The 14,889-nt window shown below is 69.6% G+C and carries 13 protein-coding genes; 2 read left to right on the top strand and 11 right to left on the bottom strand.

Annotated features, from left to right (window positions below):
* Nucleotides 1-118: 118 nt before the first annotated feature.
* Entirely contained in the window at nucleotides 119-499 is a 381-nt protein-coding gene (locus tag ASC81_RS10640) for a hypothetical protein (protein ID WP_056266342.1), read from the bottom strand.
* A 106-nt stretch (nucleotides 500-605) separates the two neighbouring features.
* The gene (locus ASC81_RS10635; protein ID WP_056266338.1) at nucleotides 606-2,681 is read right to left on the bottom strand and encodes an ATP-dependent helicase; all 2,076 of its coding nucleotides are present in this window, start codon (nucleotides 2,679-2,681) and stop codon (nucleotides 606-608) included.
* Nucleotides 2,682-2,817: 136 nt separating this feature from the next.
* On the opposite strand from ASC81_RS10635, the gene ASC81_RS10630 reads away from it, so the two are divergent.
* On the top strand, nucleotides 2,818-3,579 hold the full coding sequence (locus ASC81_RS10630) for a hypothetical protein (protein WP_056266335.1): 762 nt from the start codon (nucleotides 2,818-2,820) through the stop codon (nucleotides 3,577-3,579).
* A gap of 32 nt (nucleotides 3,580-3,611) precedes the next feature.
* On the opposite strand, the gene ASC81_RS10625 is transcribed toward ASC81_RS10630, so the two are convergent.
* Both ASC81_RS10625 and ASC81_RS10620 read right to left on the bottom strand, forming a co-directional pair.
* A complete protein-coding gene (locus ASC81_RS10625) occupies nucleotides 3,612-6,239 on the bottom strand; it encodes a hypothetical protein (RefSeq protein ID WP_156391995.1) in 2,628 nt (875 codons plus the stop codon).
* A 145-nt stretch (nucleotides 6,240-6,384) separates the two neighbouring features.
* Nucleotides 6,385-7,428, bottom strand: a complete 1,044-nt coding sequence (locus ASC81_RS10620) for a hypothetical protein (protein ID WP_056266329.1) — start codon at nucleotides 7,426-7,428, stop codon at nucleotides 6,385-6,387.
* Between the two features lie 104 nt (nucleotides 7,429-7,532).
* On the opposite strand from ASC81_RS10620, the gene ASC81_RS10615 reads away from it, so the two are divergent.
* The gene (locus ASC81_RS10615; protein WP_056266326.1) at nucleotides 7,533-8,507 is read left to right on the top strand and encodes an AEC family transporter; all 975 of its coding nucleotides are present in this window, start codon (nucleotides 7,533-7,535) and stop codon (nucleotides 8,505-8,507) included.
* On the opposite strand, the gene ASC81_RS10610 is transcribed toward ASC81_RS10615, so the two are convergent.
* The 7 genes from ASC81_RS10610 to ASC81_RS10580 form a co-directional block, all read right to left on the bottom strand.
* On the bottom strand, nucleotides 8,485-9,828 hold the full coding sequence (locus ASC81_RS10610; protein WP_056266323.1) for a PAS domain-containing sensor histidine kinase: 1,344 nt from the start codon (nucleotides 9,826-9,828) through the stop codon (nucleotides 8,485-8,487). The genes ASC81_RS10615 and ASC81_RS10610 overlap by 23 nt on opposite strands.
* The gene (locus ASC81_RS10605) at nucleotides 9,828-11,174 is read right to left on the bottom strand and encodes a sigma-54-dependent transcriptional regulator (RefSeq protein WP_369820850.1); all 1,347 of its coding nucleotides are present in this window, start codon (nucleotides 11,172-11,174) and stop codon (nucleotides 9,828-9,830) included. The genes ASC81_RS10610 and ASC81_RS10605 overlap by 1 nt, the downstream gene beginning before the upstream one ends.
* Entirely contained in the window at nucleotides 11,171-11,620 is a 450-nt protein-coding gene (locus tag ASC81_RS10600) for a hypothetical protein (protein WP_056266321.1), read from the bottom strand. Before ASC81_RS10600 ends, ASC81_RS10605 begins: the two co-directional genes overlap by 4 nt.
* Before the next feature lie 62 nt (nucleotides 11,621-11,682).
* Nucleotides 11,683-12,168 (bottom strand): GFA family protein, encoded by a 486-nt coding sequence (locus ASC81_RS10595; protein WP_056266318.1) that lies wholly within the window; start codon nucleotides 12,166-12,168, stop codon nucleotides 11,683-11,685.
* A 198-nt stretch (nucleotides 12,169-12,366) separates the two neighbouring features.
* Nucleotides 12,367-12,741, bottom strand: a complete 375-nt coding sequence (locus ASC81_RS26985) for a hypothetical protein (protein WP_156391993.1) — start codon at nucleotides 12,739-12,741, stop codon at nucleotides 12,367-12,369.
* 205 nt (nucleotides 12,742-12,946) lie between these two features.
* Nucleotides 12,947-13,690 (bottom strand): hypothetical protein, encoded by a 744-nt coding sequence (locus tag ASC81_RS10585; RefSeq protein ID WP_056266312.1) that lies wholly within the window; start codon nucleotides 13,688-13,690, stop codon nucleotides 12,947-12,949.
* Nucleotides 13,691-13,712: 22 nt separating this feature from the next.
* The gene (locus ASC81_RS10580) at nucleotides 13,713-14,861 is read right to left on the bottom strand and encodes a hypothetical protein (protein ID WP_056266309.1); all 1,149 of its coding nucleotides are present in this window, start codon (nucleotides 14,859-14,861) and stop codon (nucleotides 13,713-13,715) included.
* Nucleotides 14,862-14,889 lie beyond the last annotated feature (28 nt).

The following is a 14,889-nucleotide window of genomic DNA, read 5'->3' as shown; positions in this document are numbered from 1 at the left end:
GCCGCGATTCTTCGGCCAGCCAGGCCCGGCGCCGGGTGCAGACTTCACGTCCGCCGGGGCGACCCCCTCAGACCGGTGTGCGGCCTGTGACGCAAGTCACTAGAGCGGCCCTGCCAACTCAGCCACGCGCCGAATGGTCCAGCGTGCTGGCCAGCGCGGTGGCGCGGCGTTGCTGCTCCAGGCGGCGCAGCGCCCGGCTCAACGGGCGGGCCAGCAGCAGCGCAAGCACGCCGGCGGCGACGAGCAGCGTGCCGCCGTCGACTTCAGGCGCGAGCGCCTCGAAGCTGGCGCCGGTGTCGGTCTGCTGGGCGGCCGGTTTCCAGGCGCTGCCAGGGCTCAGTGCGGTCAGGCTGGCTGAGCCGAGTCGGCCGGCGTCGGCCATGGCAACGCGCGTCGTTGTATCGACCGTGCTCTGCGGGCGCGCATCATCACGCGCGGCACCGGCCGGGGCGAGGGAGCTGAAGGCAGCGAGGGTGACAGCAAATACCAGGGCTTTCATGCGGGTTCACCGTGGAAAGAAGGGCTGGAGCGCATTGTTGGCAGCCTAGCGTGGCTGGGTTGTGAAGACTTCACGCGCACAGGGGGTCCCCCCGCGAATGAGCGATTCAGTCTTGACTTGTGGACGCAGCGCGCGCCGCCGCCTTGGCCGCCAGCTCTTCACGCATGCGCTTGAGCTTTTCGCGGGGGTCTTCGCGGGTGCTGCCTTCGTTGAGCTTCATTTCCGCCAGAAAGCGGCTGGGAATACCCACGACGGTGTCGCGGCCTTTTTTGCGCCGGCGCAACGTCGACACCGCCAGCGTCGTGCGCGCGCGGGTGATGCCCACATACATCAGCCGCCGTTCCTCCTGCAGCGCCTCCGGCGTCAGCTCGGCTTCCTCGCGCTTGAAGGGCAGCAGGCCCTCGTTGACGCCCGCCAGCACCACATGCGGCCACTCCAGGCCCTTGGAGGCGTGCAGCGTCGTCAGCGTGACCTGGTCCTGGTCGTCGCCGCGCTCGGCCAGTGACAGGATGACCGAGATTGTTTGCGCCACGTCCAACACGCTCTGCTTGGGCTCGGTGAAGCTGACACCGCCTTCCTCGCTCTGCTGGCCGCCGCAGCGCTTGGCGACCCAGTCGAGGAAGTCCAGCACATTGCCCCAACGTGCCTGGGCGACCTTCTCGTTTTCCTCGTTGTCGAGCAAGTGGGCTTCGTAGGCGATGTCCTTGAGCCACTCCGTCAGCATCGCGTGCGCAGCGGTGTGGCCTTCGGTGTGCCTGGCCTTGTATTGCAGCTCGTTCACGTAGCGGCCGAACTCATGCAGGCTGTCCACGGCCCGCTTGGTCAGCGCGGTGGCCAGCGACTCGGCGAACAGCGCCTCGAACATGCTGCACTTCCACTGCGCCGAGAACGTACCGAGCGACCCGAGCGTCGTGTGGCCGATGCCGCGCTTGGGCGTCGTGACGGCGCGCAGAAAGGCCGGGTCGTCGTCCTGGTTCACCAGCAGCCGCAGCCAGGCGCACAGGTCCTTGATCTCGGCCTTGTCGAAAAAGCTCTGCCCGCCCGACACCTTGTAGGGGATCTGCGCGCGGCGCAGCGCCTGCTCGAAGACGCGGGCCTGGTGGTTGGCCCGGTAGAGGATGGCGAAGTCCCTGAACTGGGGCCCCTTGCCGTCGGCGCGCAGCTGCTGGATGCGTGCGACCGCGCGCTCGGCCTCGTGTTCCTCGCCATCGGCCTCCAGCAGCACGACCGGCTCGCCGTCGCCATACTCGCTCCACAGCTTCTTCTCGAAGATCTTGGGGTTGCCGGCGATCACGTGGTTGGCCGCGCGCAGGATGCTGCCGGTGGAGCGGTAGTTCTGCTCCAGCGGAATCACCTTCAGCGACGGGTAGTCGACCGGCAGGCGCTTGAGGTTCTCGATGGTCGCGCCGCGCCAGCCGTAGATGGACTGGTCGTCGTCGCCCACGGCCGTGAACATGCCACGCTCGCCCACCAGCGCCTTCAGCAGCTCGTACTGCACGGCGTTGGTGTCCTGGTATTCGTCCACCAGCACATAGCGCAGCTTGGCCTGCCACTTCTCGCGCGCCTCGGCGTCGCGCGTCAGCAGCTTCAGCGGCAGCGTGATCAGGTCGTCGAAGTCCACCGCCTGGTAGGCGGCAAGGCGCTCCTGGTAGTGCACCATCACCGCAGCCGCGGCGCGCTCGTCGTCGTCCTTGGCCACGTGGGCGGCCTGTGCCGAGTCCAGCCCCTGGTTCTTCCACAGCGAGATCGTCCACTGCCAGCGCCGTGCCTGGTTGATGTCGGTCGTGTTGCCGGCATCCTTCAGCACGTTGAGCACATCGTCGCTGTCGAGGATGGAGAACTGCTCCTTCAGCCCGACGCGCGAGCCCTCCTCGCGCAGCAGCCGCACGCCCAGCGAGTGGAAGGTCGAGATCGCCAGATCCTTGGCCGCCTTGTTGCCCACCAGCGCCTTGGCCCGTTCGCGCATCTCCTGCGCGGCCTTGTTGGTGAAGGTGATGGCGGCAATCTGACTGGGCCGGTAGCCCGACACCAGCAACTGCGCGATCTTCGTCGTGATGACCCGCGTCTTGCCCGAGCCCGCGCCGGCAATGACGAGGCAGGGGCCGCTCAGGTGGTAGACGGCTTCGAGCTGGGCCGGGTTGAGGCCGGCCGATGCTTGGCCGGGTGGCGGGGCGGCGGACATGGGGCGCGGATCATAGGCGCGAGGCTTGTCACGGGACGGGGTGGCTAGCGTCGGCGCTTGCAGGCCGAAGCCTCAGGCAGCGGGCTCATGGCGAGACAATCCAGCGGGGCCTTGATTCATAAAACAGGGGGCAGCGATGCTGAAGAAATTGTTTGGGCGTCTCACTGGTGAGAAACCGGAGAAGCTCCGCGAGCCGGCACTCGACCCGGCTACGCAAGCGCTGATGCGGGCGATTCGCGAACGCAGCGGCTCGGACCCGTTGATCGGCGCTAAGCTCGGCTCAAAGGAAATCCTGCAACGCCTGATCGACGCGATGAAGACAGACAAGGGGGTGCATATCGAGTCCCTGCTCTGCGCGTTGGGTGCTCTTGCGGGCTACTCGTGCCAAGCCAATCTGCGAGGGCAGGCCTTGGCCAAAGGGCTGCCCGAGACGGCGGCGTTCCAGGTAGTGGAGACGCAGGACGGCAAGCGGTATTTCTTCGGCGATCCTCTGAACCAGGCGCTGGCAGAGTCCCAACATTCACTGTGGGGATTGGCGGCAGGTGCTGCGGTGCACGCCGGTGCGGGTGACCTGCCTGACATCGGCGAGATCTTCAAGCACACGTCGTCTTCCCTGGGAACCGACGCATTCGGCCGAGTCCGGGCCGACGCTGGGCATGCGGCGGCCGACTTGCCTCTGAACTATCTAAAGGCGCTTTGGCCCCGGCTCTTCCCGACCGTCAGGTTGTTCTGCGAAAACCCGCTGGACTGGACCATCCTCTACAGCCTTGCTGTGCAGCAGGCCATCGAGATGGGCAAGGGCGTCATCGCGCCTGCACTGGCGCTCAGGATCGTCATGGAGAGCGCGATCCCGATGTCCAAGGTGGATCTCGGCAGCCTGAAGGATTTTCGAGCTTGACCGCTGCCGTAGCGCGGTGAAATTGCGTGGGCTCATGCCACCCGGGCCACGCCTTCCCCCGGCAAGGCGCGCAAGCCAAGCCCAAGCAGCAGCAGCACGAAGAACAGGAAACCGATGCGCGGCGCGTCCAGCAGGCTGTCGAAGGCGCCGACGGTGCCAAAGCCGATCAAGGCCGCGACGATGGCTGGCGCCAGCGGGTGGTCGCGGCCGCGGCCGAATGAGAGGCGCACCAGCGCCAGCACATAGGCAGAACCCAGCAGCGCCAGGCCCACCAGCCCCTGCTCGAACAGCACATGCAGGGCCGCGTTCTTCATGTGCCAGGGCATGTGGTGGCGGTCGCTGGAGAAGAACCAGTGCGCCATCTCGCGGTTGAAGTCGCCGTTGACGAGCAGCGCCTTGCCGTGGGCGTCATGCAGCGCGATGCGGCTGATGTCGACACGGGCGCCGCGGGTGTCCAGCGCCATCGAGAAGGTCACGAAGCGCGGCGCCCACCAGTCGCCGCCCAGCGCCGGCACGGGGCCGAGCTTGAATTCGCTGGTCTGCCAGCGGAGCACACCGCCCTCGGCTTCATCGGTGCGCAGCGGCTTGAGCAGCGGCTGCACACCGAAGCAGTTGTCCGGGTAGATCAGGTTCTTTTCGCAGATCTGCAGGCCGAGCACGGCGTCGTTGGCGGTGCGGCTGACCAGCGTGACGGTGACCGGGCCGGGCGCCGGTGCGGCAATGCGCTGGCTGACGCGCAACTGCTCGCCGCGGCCCAACACATGCTTGCCGGCGGCCATCGCCAGGAAGGCCTCGGGCTCGTCGTTGCGCAGCCGGTAGTCGCCGACCTGGGACTGGACCGGGCCTTCGTAGAAGTTGCTCGGCACGAAGCGGCCCGCCCCCTTGCCCAGCAGCCATTGCTGGCCACCGTGCAGCAGGCGCAGGCCCTCGCGCCAGTGCGTCAGGCGGGTCTCGCCATCCTCCTTCCACGTCGCAACGCGGTCGCGCAGATAGGCGCCGCCGCCCAGCGCCGCGACGATGGCCATCACCAGCAGCAGTCCCGCCACCAGCAGGGCGCGCTTGCGCCAGCCGGCCTTGCCTGCGTTGGCGGCGCCCTGCAGCGGCCACAGGCGCTGGTCCAGCAGCATGGCGGCCCACAGCCCGGCCAGCGCAAAGCCCGCGGTCAGTGCGGTCCAGCGGCCGGCGGTACCGCCCCAGTAGTCGGCCACGATGACCATGGTGGCCAGCAGCCAGAACCAGCAGGTCGACACCAGCAGCACATAGACAGGCCGCACCTGCCCCGGCGCGTCGCGCCAGCGCAGCGCGGCACAGCACAGCAGGGCGAGGAAATTCAGCACATAGGCCGCCTTCGGCACCGCCATCGACAGCGCCCAGCTGGCGGCGCCCAGCAGCAGGGCCAGCAGCGCGCCCATGACGACCGCAGTCAGCCGCTGGCTGAAGCCGGGCAGCCACAGGCTGGCCGGCATCACCAGCAGGATGACCATGACGAAGAACAGCGCCAGCAGCCCGCGGTAGCCACCGCCACCGAAGACCAGCACCGCCGCCAGCGCGAAGGCGCCGGCCATGGCGAGCGCGCCCACTTTGGCCAGGCGCGGCAGCGGCGCGTCGACGGCACCCAGCGTGCTGTCGAAGGCGCTGCTCTCCGGCCCGGCCGCGACGGCGCGGCGGCGCTGCGCGTCGGCCAGCATGACCATGGGGATCAGCGCGAGCGGCAGCGCCAGGTAGACGCCGCGCGAGAAAGTCGTCAGACACGCATAGGCCGCCAGCAGCGCCACGCCCATGCCGACGGCAAAGCGCCACGGCGAGCGCGTGCGCAGCAGCGCCAGCAGCGCGAACGGCAGCGTCAGCACCAGGAAGCCGTCGAGCGCCGCGCCGCCGACATGCATCTCCCAGAACAGCGCCGTGGTGCGGTAGTCGGTCGAGAAGTCCAGCAGTCCGGTATAGGCCAGGCGCTCCCACAGCGCCGCGGCGCTGCCCGCCGCCAGCGCCAGCACCAGACCCAGCAGCAGGCCGCGCGAAAAGCCCCGCGGCCGCGCGGCCGCCGCCGCCGTCCACAGCGGCAGCAGCACCAGCACGAGGAACAGGGCCTTGGCGTTGCGCACCGAGTTCATGGCCTCGTGATAACCGTGGAACCAGCCGAAGTCGAAGCCGCCGGCGTCGTCGAAACCGCGCTTCACGCCCCACAGCGTCGACAGCGCCAGCGCCGCGATCAGCAGGGCCACGGCTGGCGAATAGACCAGCGCATGCCGCCAGGCCGGCGCGCGATCGCGCGCATTGAGTTGCAGCGCATAGGCCAGGTAGCCGCCACAGCCGCAGGCCGTGACGAACAGGTCCATCTCCTCGAAGGTGATCCAGCCGCTCCACGGCGCGAGGCCAACCAGGGGCAGCGGCGCCAGCAGCAGCACCGGCGTCTTGACCCAGAACAGCGCGGCCAGCAGCACGACGGCGCCCCACGCCGCCAGGGCCAAGGTGCCCGACAGCGGGTGGTGCCAGGCCAGCTCGGCGCCGACGAGGCCCAGGGCCAGGCCGGCGACCAGGGCCAGCCATTGGGCCTTGGTGGCCGGCAGCCGCAGCTGCAGCTCGCCCAGGCCGAGCAGGCCCGTGGCGGGAGACGCGCCGACGGCCGACATCAGCGCAGGTGCCCCGGGACGACGCCGCACGGCGAGGCGGCGGCGAAGCGGGGGGCGGGCAAGGTTGCGCGCGGTGGATGGGCCATGGGAACCTCCGGGTCGGGGCGCGCATTGTTGCCGAGCCTCGTGCCCGGCGCACCCCTCACAAGCCCGGGTGCCAGCCCCGCTGCGGCGGTCAGCCGCGTGGCTGGCTGGGCGTGCTGGCGGTACGGACGGGCAGTTCCGAGACGCTGGCCGCAACGGCCAGCAAGCTCAGCCCCGCGGCAGCGCCCAGCCACAGCCAGCGCTTCCACCAGGCCGGCTTGGCAGCGGGGTCGCCCGGCGCGTTGGTGCTGCCCGAAGTGCCCGGATTGCGGGAGGGGCTCAGGCGCAGCCATTCGCGCAACTCGTCGGCCAGGCCCTCGGCACCGCGGGTACGCAGTTCGGGCGACTCGGCCATCGCCGCGCGCAGCAGCGTGTCGAGCTTGACCTGCGGGGCTTCCTTCAGCGTCGGCCATGCATCGGCCGAACTGCCGCGCAGCGGGGCCAGGCCCTTGGGCGTGTCTTCCCAGCCGCAGACCAGCAAGCGCGCCAGCGCCCCCAGGCCGTAGACCTCGCTGGCCAGCGTCGGCGGCTCGCCGTTGCGGCGCTCGGGGGCGATGAAGGCCGGCGACGCGCCCAGGCTCAGGCCCCGGTCGAAAGGGTCGGTCGGGTCGGGGATCTTGGTCAGGCCCAGGCCCATCAGGCGCACATTGCCGGCGGGGTCGAGCCAGATCATGGCCGGGTCGATCTCGGCCAGCAGCCAGCCTTGCTGGTGGGCCGAGCGCAGCGCCTCGCAGAGCTGCACCAGCAATTCGATGCGCTCGCGCAGGCCAAGCTGCTCCAGCCGCGGCAGCAGCGGCTCGCCATGCGTGCCTTCGACGATCAAATACGGGTGGGCGTCGGGCGTCACGCCGCTGTCGCTGGGCACGGCGATGTGCGGGTGCTGCAGCTTGGCCAGGTCGCCGGCCTGGTCGGCATAGCGCAGCATCACACCGGCGCCGTGGTCACTGCGGTCCAGCACCAGCACGGCGGCCAGGGCCTCCGTGGCCATCGCATGGTGGGCGCTGTACCACTGGCCGGCATGCGCCTGCTCGCCATCGGGCAGCGGCTTGACCAGCCGCCACACGCCCAGGGCCTGGCCTTCTTCCAGCGGAGCGGCGGCGGCCGGCGGCGGCAGAGAAAGGTTGGGCATGCGCATGGCGCGGCATATTAGGGGTGACCCCAGGGGGCTGCCACCCCGCCGTTGTTACAAGCGGCGACCGTCCGAGCATTCGCTCACGTCCCTCGATACTCGCGGCCCAGATGTTTGCCGTCCTCGCCACGACTTTCCCGTTTTTCGCGCTGGTGCTGTGTGGCTGGCTGGCTGCCGAGCGCGGCCTGCTGCCCGACAGCGCCATTCCCGGCCTCAACGGCTTCGTGCTGTTTTTCGCGCTGCCCTGCCTGCTGTTCCGCTTCGGGCGCGACACGCCGGTGCTGGAGTTGCTGAACCCCGCGCTGCTCGGCGTCTACATCGCTTCGGCGCTGCTGATCGTCTTCTTCACCATCGCGACCACGCTGTCGACGCGCGTCGGCATGAAGGACGCCGCCTTCGGCGCGCTGGTGGCGGCCTTTCCCAATACCGGCTTCATGGGCGTGCCGCTGATCGTCGCGCTGCTGGGCTCGGCGGCGGCGGGGCCGGTGGTCAGCACCATCCTGGCCGACCTCTTCATCACCAGCTCGCTGTGCATCGCCCTGGCCCAGGCGGGCGCCAGCGGCGTCGCCGGTCGGGCGGCCTTCCTGCAGGCGCTCAAGGCGGCCGGCTCCAACCCGCTGCCCTGGGCCATCGGCCTGGGCGCCATCGTCGGCGCCACCGGTCTGGTGCTGCCGCCGCCGCTCGCCAAGGTCATCGCCATGCTGGGCGACGCCGCCTCGCCGGTGGCGCTGTTCACCATCGGCGCGGTGCTGAGCCGCTCGGGCCGCGCCAACCGCGCCGCCGGGCGGGTCACGGCACCGGCGCTCTACCTGCCGGTGGCGGCCATCAAGCTGCTGCTGCACCCCGCGCTCGTATTCGCGCTGGGCGCGGCGGTGCGCTGGATGGGCGCGCCGCTGTCGGGCGGCCAGCTCGTCGCGCTGACGCTGGCGGCCGCCCTGCCCAGCGCCAGCAATGTGTCGCTGCTGGCCGAGCGCTACGGCGCCGACAACGGCCGCGTGGCCCGCATCATCCTGGCGTCCACGGCGCTGGCCTTCCTCACGTTCAGCGCGCTGGCGACCCTGCTCATCGAGCCTGCGGCAGCGTGATGGCCACGCGCAGGCCGCCGCCTTCGCGGTTGCCCAAAGCGATGCGGCCGTCATGCGCCTCAGCGATCTCGCGCGCCAGCGCCAGGCCCAGGCCCGTGCCGCCCTGTCCGCTTTTCGAGCCGGGCTCCGATCGCTTGGTCGAGTAAAAGGGGAGCAGCGCCTGCGCCAGCACCGTCTCGCTCATGCCGGGGCCGCGGTCCAGCACTTCGATGCGCAGCTCGCCGCCGGCGAGCGCCAGCCGCAGCGCGATCTCGTCGGGCTCGCTGCCCGACTCATGCGCGTTCTTGATCAGGTTGAGCAGCGCCTGCTCGATCTGCGCCGGGTCAAACCAGCCCGGCTCGGCCGGCAGCTCGCCGTCCAGGTTGAACTCGCCCAGCGTGGCCAGCCGGTTCAGGAAGCCGGCCCAATCCACCACCTCACGGTGAGGCGCCGGCAGCTTGGCGAACGCTGCATAGCCGCTCAGAAAGCCATGCAGGTGCGCGGCGCGCTCGCCGATGCTGGCCAGCACCTGCGGCAGCCGCTCGGTATTGCCGCGCCGCGCCAGCTCGGCGCCGCTATGCGCCAGCGACGAGATCGGCGCCAGCGAGTTGTTCAGCTCGTGGCTCAGCACGCGAATGACGCGCTTCCACGTCGCGACCTCGGCACGCGACAGCTCGCGCGTCATGCGGCGCAGCAGCCGCAGCCGGTGCGGCTGGCCCTGCAGGCGGAACGAGCGCGTGCTGTGGTGGAAGGTCTCTTCCGAGCCGTCGGGCAGCGTGACCGTGAAGAGCCGGTCGCCGTCGCCCGCCAGGGCTTCGCGCAGCGTCTCCGGCAGCGTGGCGATGACGGTGGGAAAGTCCAGCCCGGTCAGGCTGCGGCCGTCGCCCAGCAGCTGGCGCGCGGCCAGGTTGGCGATGGCGATGCGCTCGCTCGCGGCCGTCAGCACCAGCGCGACCGGTGTGTTCTGCACCACCGTGTCCAGCAGCAGCTCGCGCTGGGCCAGGTGCTGGCGCTGCTCGCGCAGCGCCAGGCCCAGGTCGGCGTGCAGGCGCGTCAGCGCGACCAGCTCGCGCGGGCCGTCAGGCGTCAGGTTGAGGCTGAAATCGCCGTCGCGGTAGCTCAGCACCGCGCCCTCCAGCGCGCGCGTCAGCTTCAACAGCGGCGCCACCCACGCGGCAGCCAGCCAGGCGATCAGCGGCAGCATCACCAGCACCGCCACCACGAGGGCCGTGCCGGCCTCCAGCCCGGCGCGGCGCACGCCCAGGATGACCAGCGGCGGCACGACGGCCGCCAGCGCCAGCGCCAGCAGCGCGCGCGCGCGCAGCGAGAGATGGGCCTTCATCAAATTTGGATTCCGTAACGCTCCAGTCGCCGGTACAGCGCCTGGCGTGACAGGCCGAGCTGTGTCGCCGCGCGGCTGACGACGCCGCCGGCCGCAGCCAGCGCCGCGACGACAGCCTCGCGGCTGGGTTCGTCCAGGTTGCGCCAGGCGCCGCCATTGCCGTTGGCCTCGTCCAGCCCCAGCAGGCTGGGCGTGATCTCGCCGCCCTGGCACAGCAGCGCCGCCCGCTCGACAGCGTTCTTCAGCTCGCGCACATTGCCCGGCCAGCGGTGGGCCAGCAGCGCCTCGCGGGCCGCTTCGCTCAGGCCCGCCCGGCCGGCCAGGAAATGCTCGGCCAATGGCAGCACATCGTCGCGCCGCTCGGCCAGCGGGGGCAGCCGCAGCTCGATGAGGTTGAGGCGGTAGAACAGGTCCTCGCGGAAGGCGCCCGACCTCACCATCGAGCGCAGTTCGGCATTCGTCGCGCTCAGCACGCGCACGCGGGTCTGGCGCGTCTTGCTGGAGCCCAGGCGCTCGAACTGGCCCGTCTCCAGCACGCGCAGCAGCTTCACCTGGCCGGCCAGCGGCAGGTTGGCGATCTCGTCGAGGAACAGCGTGCCGCCGTCGGCCGCCTCGAAGCGGCCCACGCGCGCCTTGGCCGCGCCCGTGTAGGCGCCGCTGTCGCTGCCGAACAGTTCCGCCTCGATCAGCTCGGCCGGCAGCGCACCGCAGTTCAGCGCGACGAACGCACCCTCCCTGGCCGCCGAGTTGGCGTGCACGAAGGCGGCGATGCGCTCCTTGCCCGCGCCGTTCGGCCCGGTGATCAGCACCGGCACGGGCGCCGCGGCGATCTGGCCGGCGAGTTCCAGCAGGTTGGCCATCGCGTCAGAGCCGAACACCACGCCAGCCAGGTTATAACGCCGTGCCAGTGCGGTTCGCCGCGTGGCTCGCGCTTCGCGCAGCTGCGCGATCTCGCGGTTGGCCTCGCCCAGCTCCAGCAGGTTCTCCACGGTCGCCACCAGCTTGGCGTCGTCCCAGGGCTTGGCCAGGTAGTCCGCCGCGCCGGCCTTCACCAGCGCGACCGCTGCGTCCAGGCGCGTCCAGGCGGTCAGCAGGATGATGGGCAGGTCCGGCCGCCGGGCGCGGATGGCGCGGAAGAGCCGCTCGCCTTCCTCGCCGGAGGTCGTGTCGGCCGTGAAGTTCATGTCCTGGATGACCAGGCCGAAGGCCTGTTTTTCCAGCAGTGCCAGGCCTTCCTCGGGGCTTGCCGCCACGGCGGTCTCGATGTCCTGGAGGGACAGCAGCAGCTCCAGCGCCTGGCACACGCCGGGGTGGTCGTCGATGATCAGTACGCGTCTCAGGGTCACTTGGGTTCCAGCCAGATGCGGTCCGCGGTCTCGCGGCGGATGCGGAAGACCGACGCCGCGCGCGGCTGGCCGCCGGGCGGGGGTGTGAAGTCGAAGCGGCCGTTGGCCAGCGCGTGCAGCTCGGTGTGAGTGAGCTGACTACCCAGCCCGAACGCGAGCGCGACGCAGTCCTGCGGCACGACGGTGTAGCGAACGATGCGGCCGCAGGTATTGCGCCCGGCGCCGATGAAGTCGCAGATCTCCTCGTGCTTCGTGCCGGCCTTGAACACCACGAAGCGGTCCCAGCTGAAGCTCGTCAGCTTGCCAAGGTCCACCTCCTTGGCAGCCGGGTCGCGCACCAGGTCGCCGATGCGCTGGCTGATCATGCCGGGGCCATTGGCGGCTTCACTGCAGGCGATGAGGGCGAGGCACAGGCACAGACCCAGGGTGGCGCAGAGGCGATGCATGGGGCGCGAGGATAGCGGCGAGGCCGCGACGCGCCGCCGGGCGTTGTGCAGCGATGGCTGCGTCAGTCGCCCGGGATGAACGGATTGTCGGCCTCGTACTCCGCGCGCGTCTTGCGGCGGTGGTCGCCCGACAGGTGGATGGCCGCCATGGCGCGGTCGATATAGATTTCCGACCGAAGCGGCCAATCATGGGCGGCCTCAAAAAGCCCCGGCATCAGCTCGTAGCTCTCGGGCTTGCCTTCAGCGTCCACGTCGTTGAACCACAGATGCGAACCACAGCTAGGGCAGAAAGCCCGCTCCGCGAAGCTGGAGGAGCGATGGCGCGTGACCTGGCCTGTGACGGTCACGGCGGACGCGTCGGCCGTGAAGCACAGGAACAACCCGCCCGACCACCGCTGGCACATCCGGCAGTGGCAGGCGCCGATCCGGGGATCGTGATGGCCGGCCACGGTGATGGTGACCGCGCCGCAGAGGCAATGGCCGGTGATGGGGGTCGTGGCTGAGGCGCCGTGGGCGGCGTCGTCACTTTGGAGGGAGGTTTGCTGCATTTCCGAGGCTCCAAAGTGACAGAGCGAACGCCGGCAAACGACGCGCCGGGAGCTGGGTGGTCAGCCACGGGCAGTCGCAGCGATCAGCAGCAAGAGTTTGGACGATGGAGGCGTCGACCGCACGGAACAGTCGGCAGGCCTTGCGGCACTGCCTACCGACCGTCCGGTCTTGCGTCAGCCCATCGTCGGCCCCAGCGGTCAGTTGCGGTCGGTGCGTGGCGCGCGCATGGCGTAGTTCGACCCGTTGGACGTGGTGGTCGTGTTGCCATCGGCCGCGGTGCGGTCGGCACCCATCAGGCCGCCGGTGCGGTTGTTCGGATTGCGGCCCATGTCCTGGTCGCCCGGTGTCACGGCAGCCTTGGCGGCACGGCCGGCGCTTGTCGAGGCCGAGTCGGCATTGGTGTCGCTGCCCATCATTCCACCGGTGCGGTTCTCCGGATTGCGCCCCATGTTTTGATCGCCGGGGGTCACTGCGGCGCTCGCCGCGCGCCCGACGGGTGTCGTGGCGGTCTGGGCCGTTGCAGTCGTTGCGAGCGCGGTTACGGCGAGCGTAACGAGAAGGTGCTTCGTCATGACCAGTCTCCGATAGAGGTAAGGGAAACTTATTGGGCAATCGGCATGCCAGCCCTGATTGGTCGCCGAGGAGCTGCAGCCGGAAGGCGCATTTCCCTTGGCTCACCCCCGATCGGCGATGGCGGCAAGCCGGGACTCAACGCCGTGGTGCCGACAGGCGGCGGCACCGTCTTGACCGACGCGTCAGTCAAGCCGCCCACGCCCCTCATTCATTCTTGAACAGGCCCTTTTCCTTCATGCGCATCAAACGCGAGCGCGTGGCCGTCTTGCGCGCGGGCGCGAGTTCGTGGATCTGGGATCCGCCGGGCATCGTGCCGCCGCGGCCAGCTTGTCCCGCGCCGGGCAGGGCTTCGTTTCCCTGCGCGACAACGGCGCCAATGTCGGGCAGTTCCGCCGCACCGATCACTTCGGTCAGCACGGGCGGCTCTTGCACGACGCTGCGGATCTCGTGCAGCGGCAGCAGCTCCGGCATGTCGCCCCGGGGCTGCAAATGTGCCGCTGCGATCTGCACCAAGCCGTCCATGTTTTCCTCATTCACGACATCGTGGCTTGCAACGTGGTCTCCGGATCGGCCGTCGTCGCCGTCGTCAGGACCGGGAATATCCAGATGCGTCAGATCCACCGTATCGCTGAGATCGACGAAGTCCGCGGCGTCGGCGCGCCGGGCCGTCCTGGCATCGTCCCGCAGCACGGCCCGCACCGAATCAGCCGCAAGCAGATCGGGCACCGAGCCGCTGCTTTCGCGCGCGGCTGCCGATCCGGTGCCCAGGTCCGGCACGTCCATGCGGTCATAGGCCTGCAGGCGCAAGCGCTCCCACACCAGCCCGGTCGACGCCAGCTGGCGCAGCCGCTCCGCCTGCGACAGACTGCTGCCGATGGACGAGAGCATCGCGTGCAGTTCGGGATGGACCTCGCTGTCGACGTCGAACTGCAGGTGAAGAACGGCCATGGTTCCTTGCCCTGCGCGCAGGTCAGGCACTGGTCGCTTGTTCCTCCGACACGGCTTCGCCGATCATCTGAAAGCCGCGCACATTGGCCGCCATGGGGTCGGGCATGATGAAGACCGGTATCGCCGGAAACCGCTTGACGAGAACGTCGCGGTAACGCTCAGGATGGCCGCCCACCAGCACCATCAGATCGATGATTTCGTGCGCGTCGCGCAGGCCGTCGATCATGCGGTTGATCGAGTCCTCGATCACCGACATGATGACCGGCTCGAAGGGCTGCAGGTCGTGGGCCACGCCGGCCAGCTTGACCGGGCTGCCGCTGCGCAGCGCATCGTTGATGCGCGGCATGACCGCGGGGCCGAGCGGCCGGCCGACCTCGGCCACCAGCGAATCAAGCACCGAGCGCACGACGCGGTGGCGCCCGGCGTCGGACGCCGCGCCGCTGGCGCGCGGATTGATGCTGCCCTGCTGGATCAACAGCCAGTCCAGGGTGTGCTCGCCGGGGTCAATCATCAGCACCGACAGATCGTCCAGGGCTTCACCGCTGGCCAGCGGCTTGAGTGCCCCCGGTGTCCTGGCGATGACCTCGTTGAGTTCGTCCAGGTGGGCGTCCAGCGCGGCGTAGCCGCCCATCGGCTGGGCCTGCACCAGAACCTTCCTGACCTTGATGTGCTTGTCGTCGCCGACAGGGATGTCGCCCTCGTAGCGCGAACGCAGGTAGTCGCGGCGTTTGCTGTCGTTGTACTGGTTGACGGGCAAGCCGAGAACGAGCACATCAATCACCGGGTCGCCAGCTTCCAGCATGTAACGCAGCGCACCTTTGGTCAGGGCTTCATAGATGACACCGCGGTAGAACTCGTCCGTCACGTCGCGCCCGAAGCTGCCGCCGGCCTGCGCCAGGCCGACGTCGCGGCCCACCTCGTAGCTGGCATCGTTCACCGGCACGTCGAAAGTGTCGCGCCGGCGCGTCCCCAGCGTGCGCACCGCGCTGGCGTCGGCCGGGATCGCCATCGACGGAAAGTTGATGAAGGCCGGTTCGGCGCCGTTGCGCACACTCAGTTTCACGAGGCCGAAACCGACGTCGATGGCGCGCACCACGGGCGCCTTGTTCGACGACCCTTGTTTCGTATCAGCATTGACTTCGCGCAGCTTGGCGTTGGACGCGTTAGGCATGTTGTTTCTCCGGTTGGGCAGCGGTTGG

This window comes from Pelomonas sp. Root405 (assembly GCF_001425165.1).
Taxonomy (GTDB): domain Bacteria; phylum Pseudomonadota; class Gammaproteobacteria; order Burkholderiales; family Burkholderiaceae_C; genus Pelomonas.
This window is presented reverse-complemented; position numbering and strand designations above follow the sequence as displayed.

Excerpts from the sequence above, each read along its gene's own strand:
- ASC81_RS10640 (WP_056266342.1), bottom strand. The coding sequence starts at position 499 with ATGAAAGCCCTGGTATTTGCTGTCACCCTCGCTGCCTTCAGCTCCCTC.
- ASC81_RS10635 (WP_056266338.1), bottom strand. The coding sequence starts at position 2,681 with ATGTCCGCCGCCCCGCCACCCGGCCAAGCATCGGCCGGCCTCAACCCG.
- ASC81_RS10630 (WP_056266335.1), top strand. The coding sequence starts at position 2,818 with ATGCTGAAGAAATTGTTTGGGCGTCTCACTGGTGAGAAACCGGAGAAG.
- ASC81_RS10620 (WP_056266329.1), bottom strand. The coding sequence starts at position 7,428 with ATGCGCATGCCCAACCTTTCTCTGCCGCCGCCGGCCGCCGCCGCTCCG.
- ASC81_RS10615 (WP_056266326.1), top strand. The coding sequence starts at position 7,533 with ATGTTTGCCGTCCTCGCCACGACTTTCCCGTTTTTCGCGCTGGTGCTG.
- ASC81_RS10610 (WP_056266323.1), bottom strand. The coding sequence starts at position 9,828 with ATGAAGGCCCATCTCTCGCTGCGCGCGCGCGCGCTGCTGGCGCTGGCG.
- ASC81_RS10600 (WP_056266321.1), bottom strand. The coding sequence starts at position 11,620 with ATGCATCGCCTCTGCGCCACCCTGGGTCTGTGCCTGTGCCTCGCCCTC.
- ASC81_RS10595 (WP_056266318.1), bottom strand. The coding sequence starts at position 12,168 with ATGCAGCAAACCTCCCTCCAAAGTGACGACGCCGCCCACGGCGCCTCA.
- ASC81_RS26985 (WP_156391993.1), bottom strand. The coding sequence starts at position 12,741 with ATGACGAAGCACCTTCTCGTTACGCTCGCCGTAACCGCGCTCGCAACG.
- ASC81_RS10585 (WP_056266312.1), bottom strand. The coding sequence starts at position 13,690 with ATGGCCGTTCTTCACCTGCAGTTCGACGTCGACAGCGAGGTCCATCCC.
- ASC81_RS10580 (WP_056266309.1), bottom strand. The coding sequence starts at position 14,861 with ATGCCTAACGCGTCCAACGCCAAGCTGCGCGAAGTCAATGCTGATACG.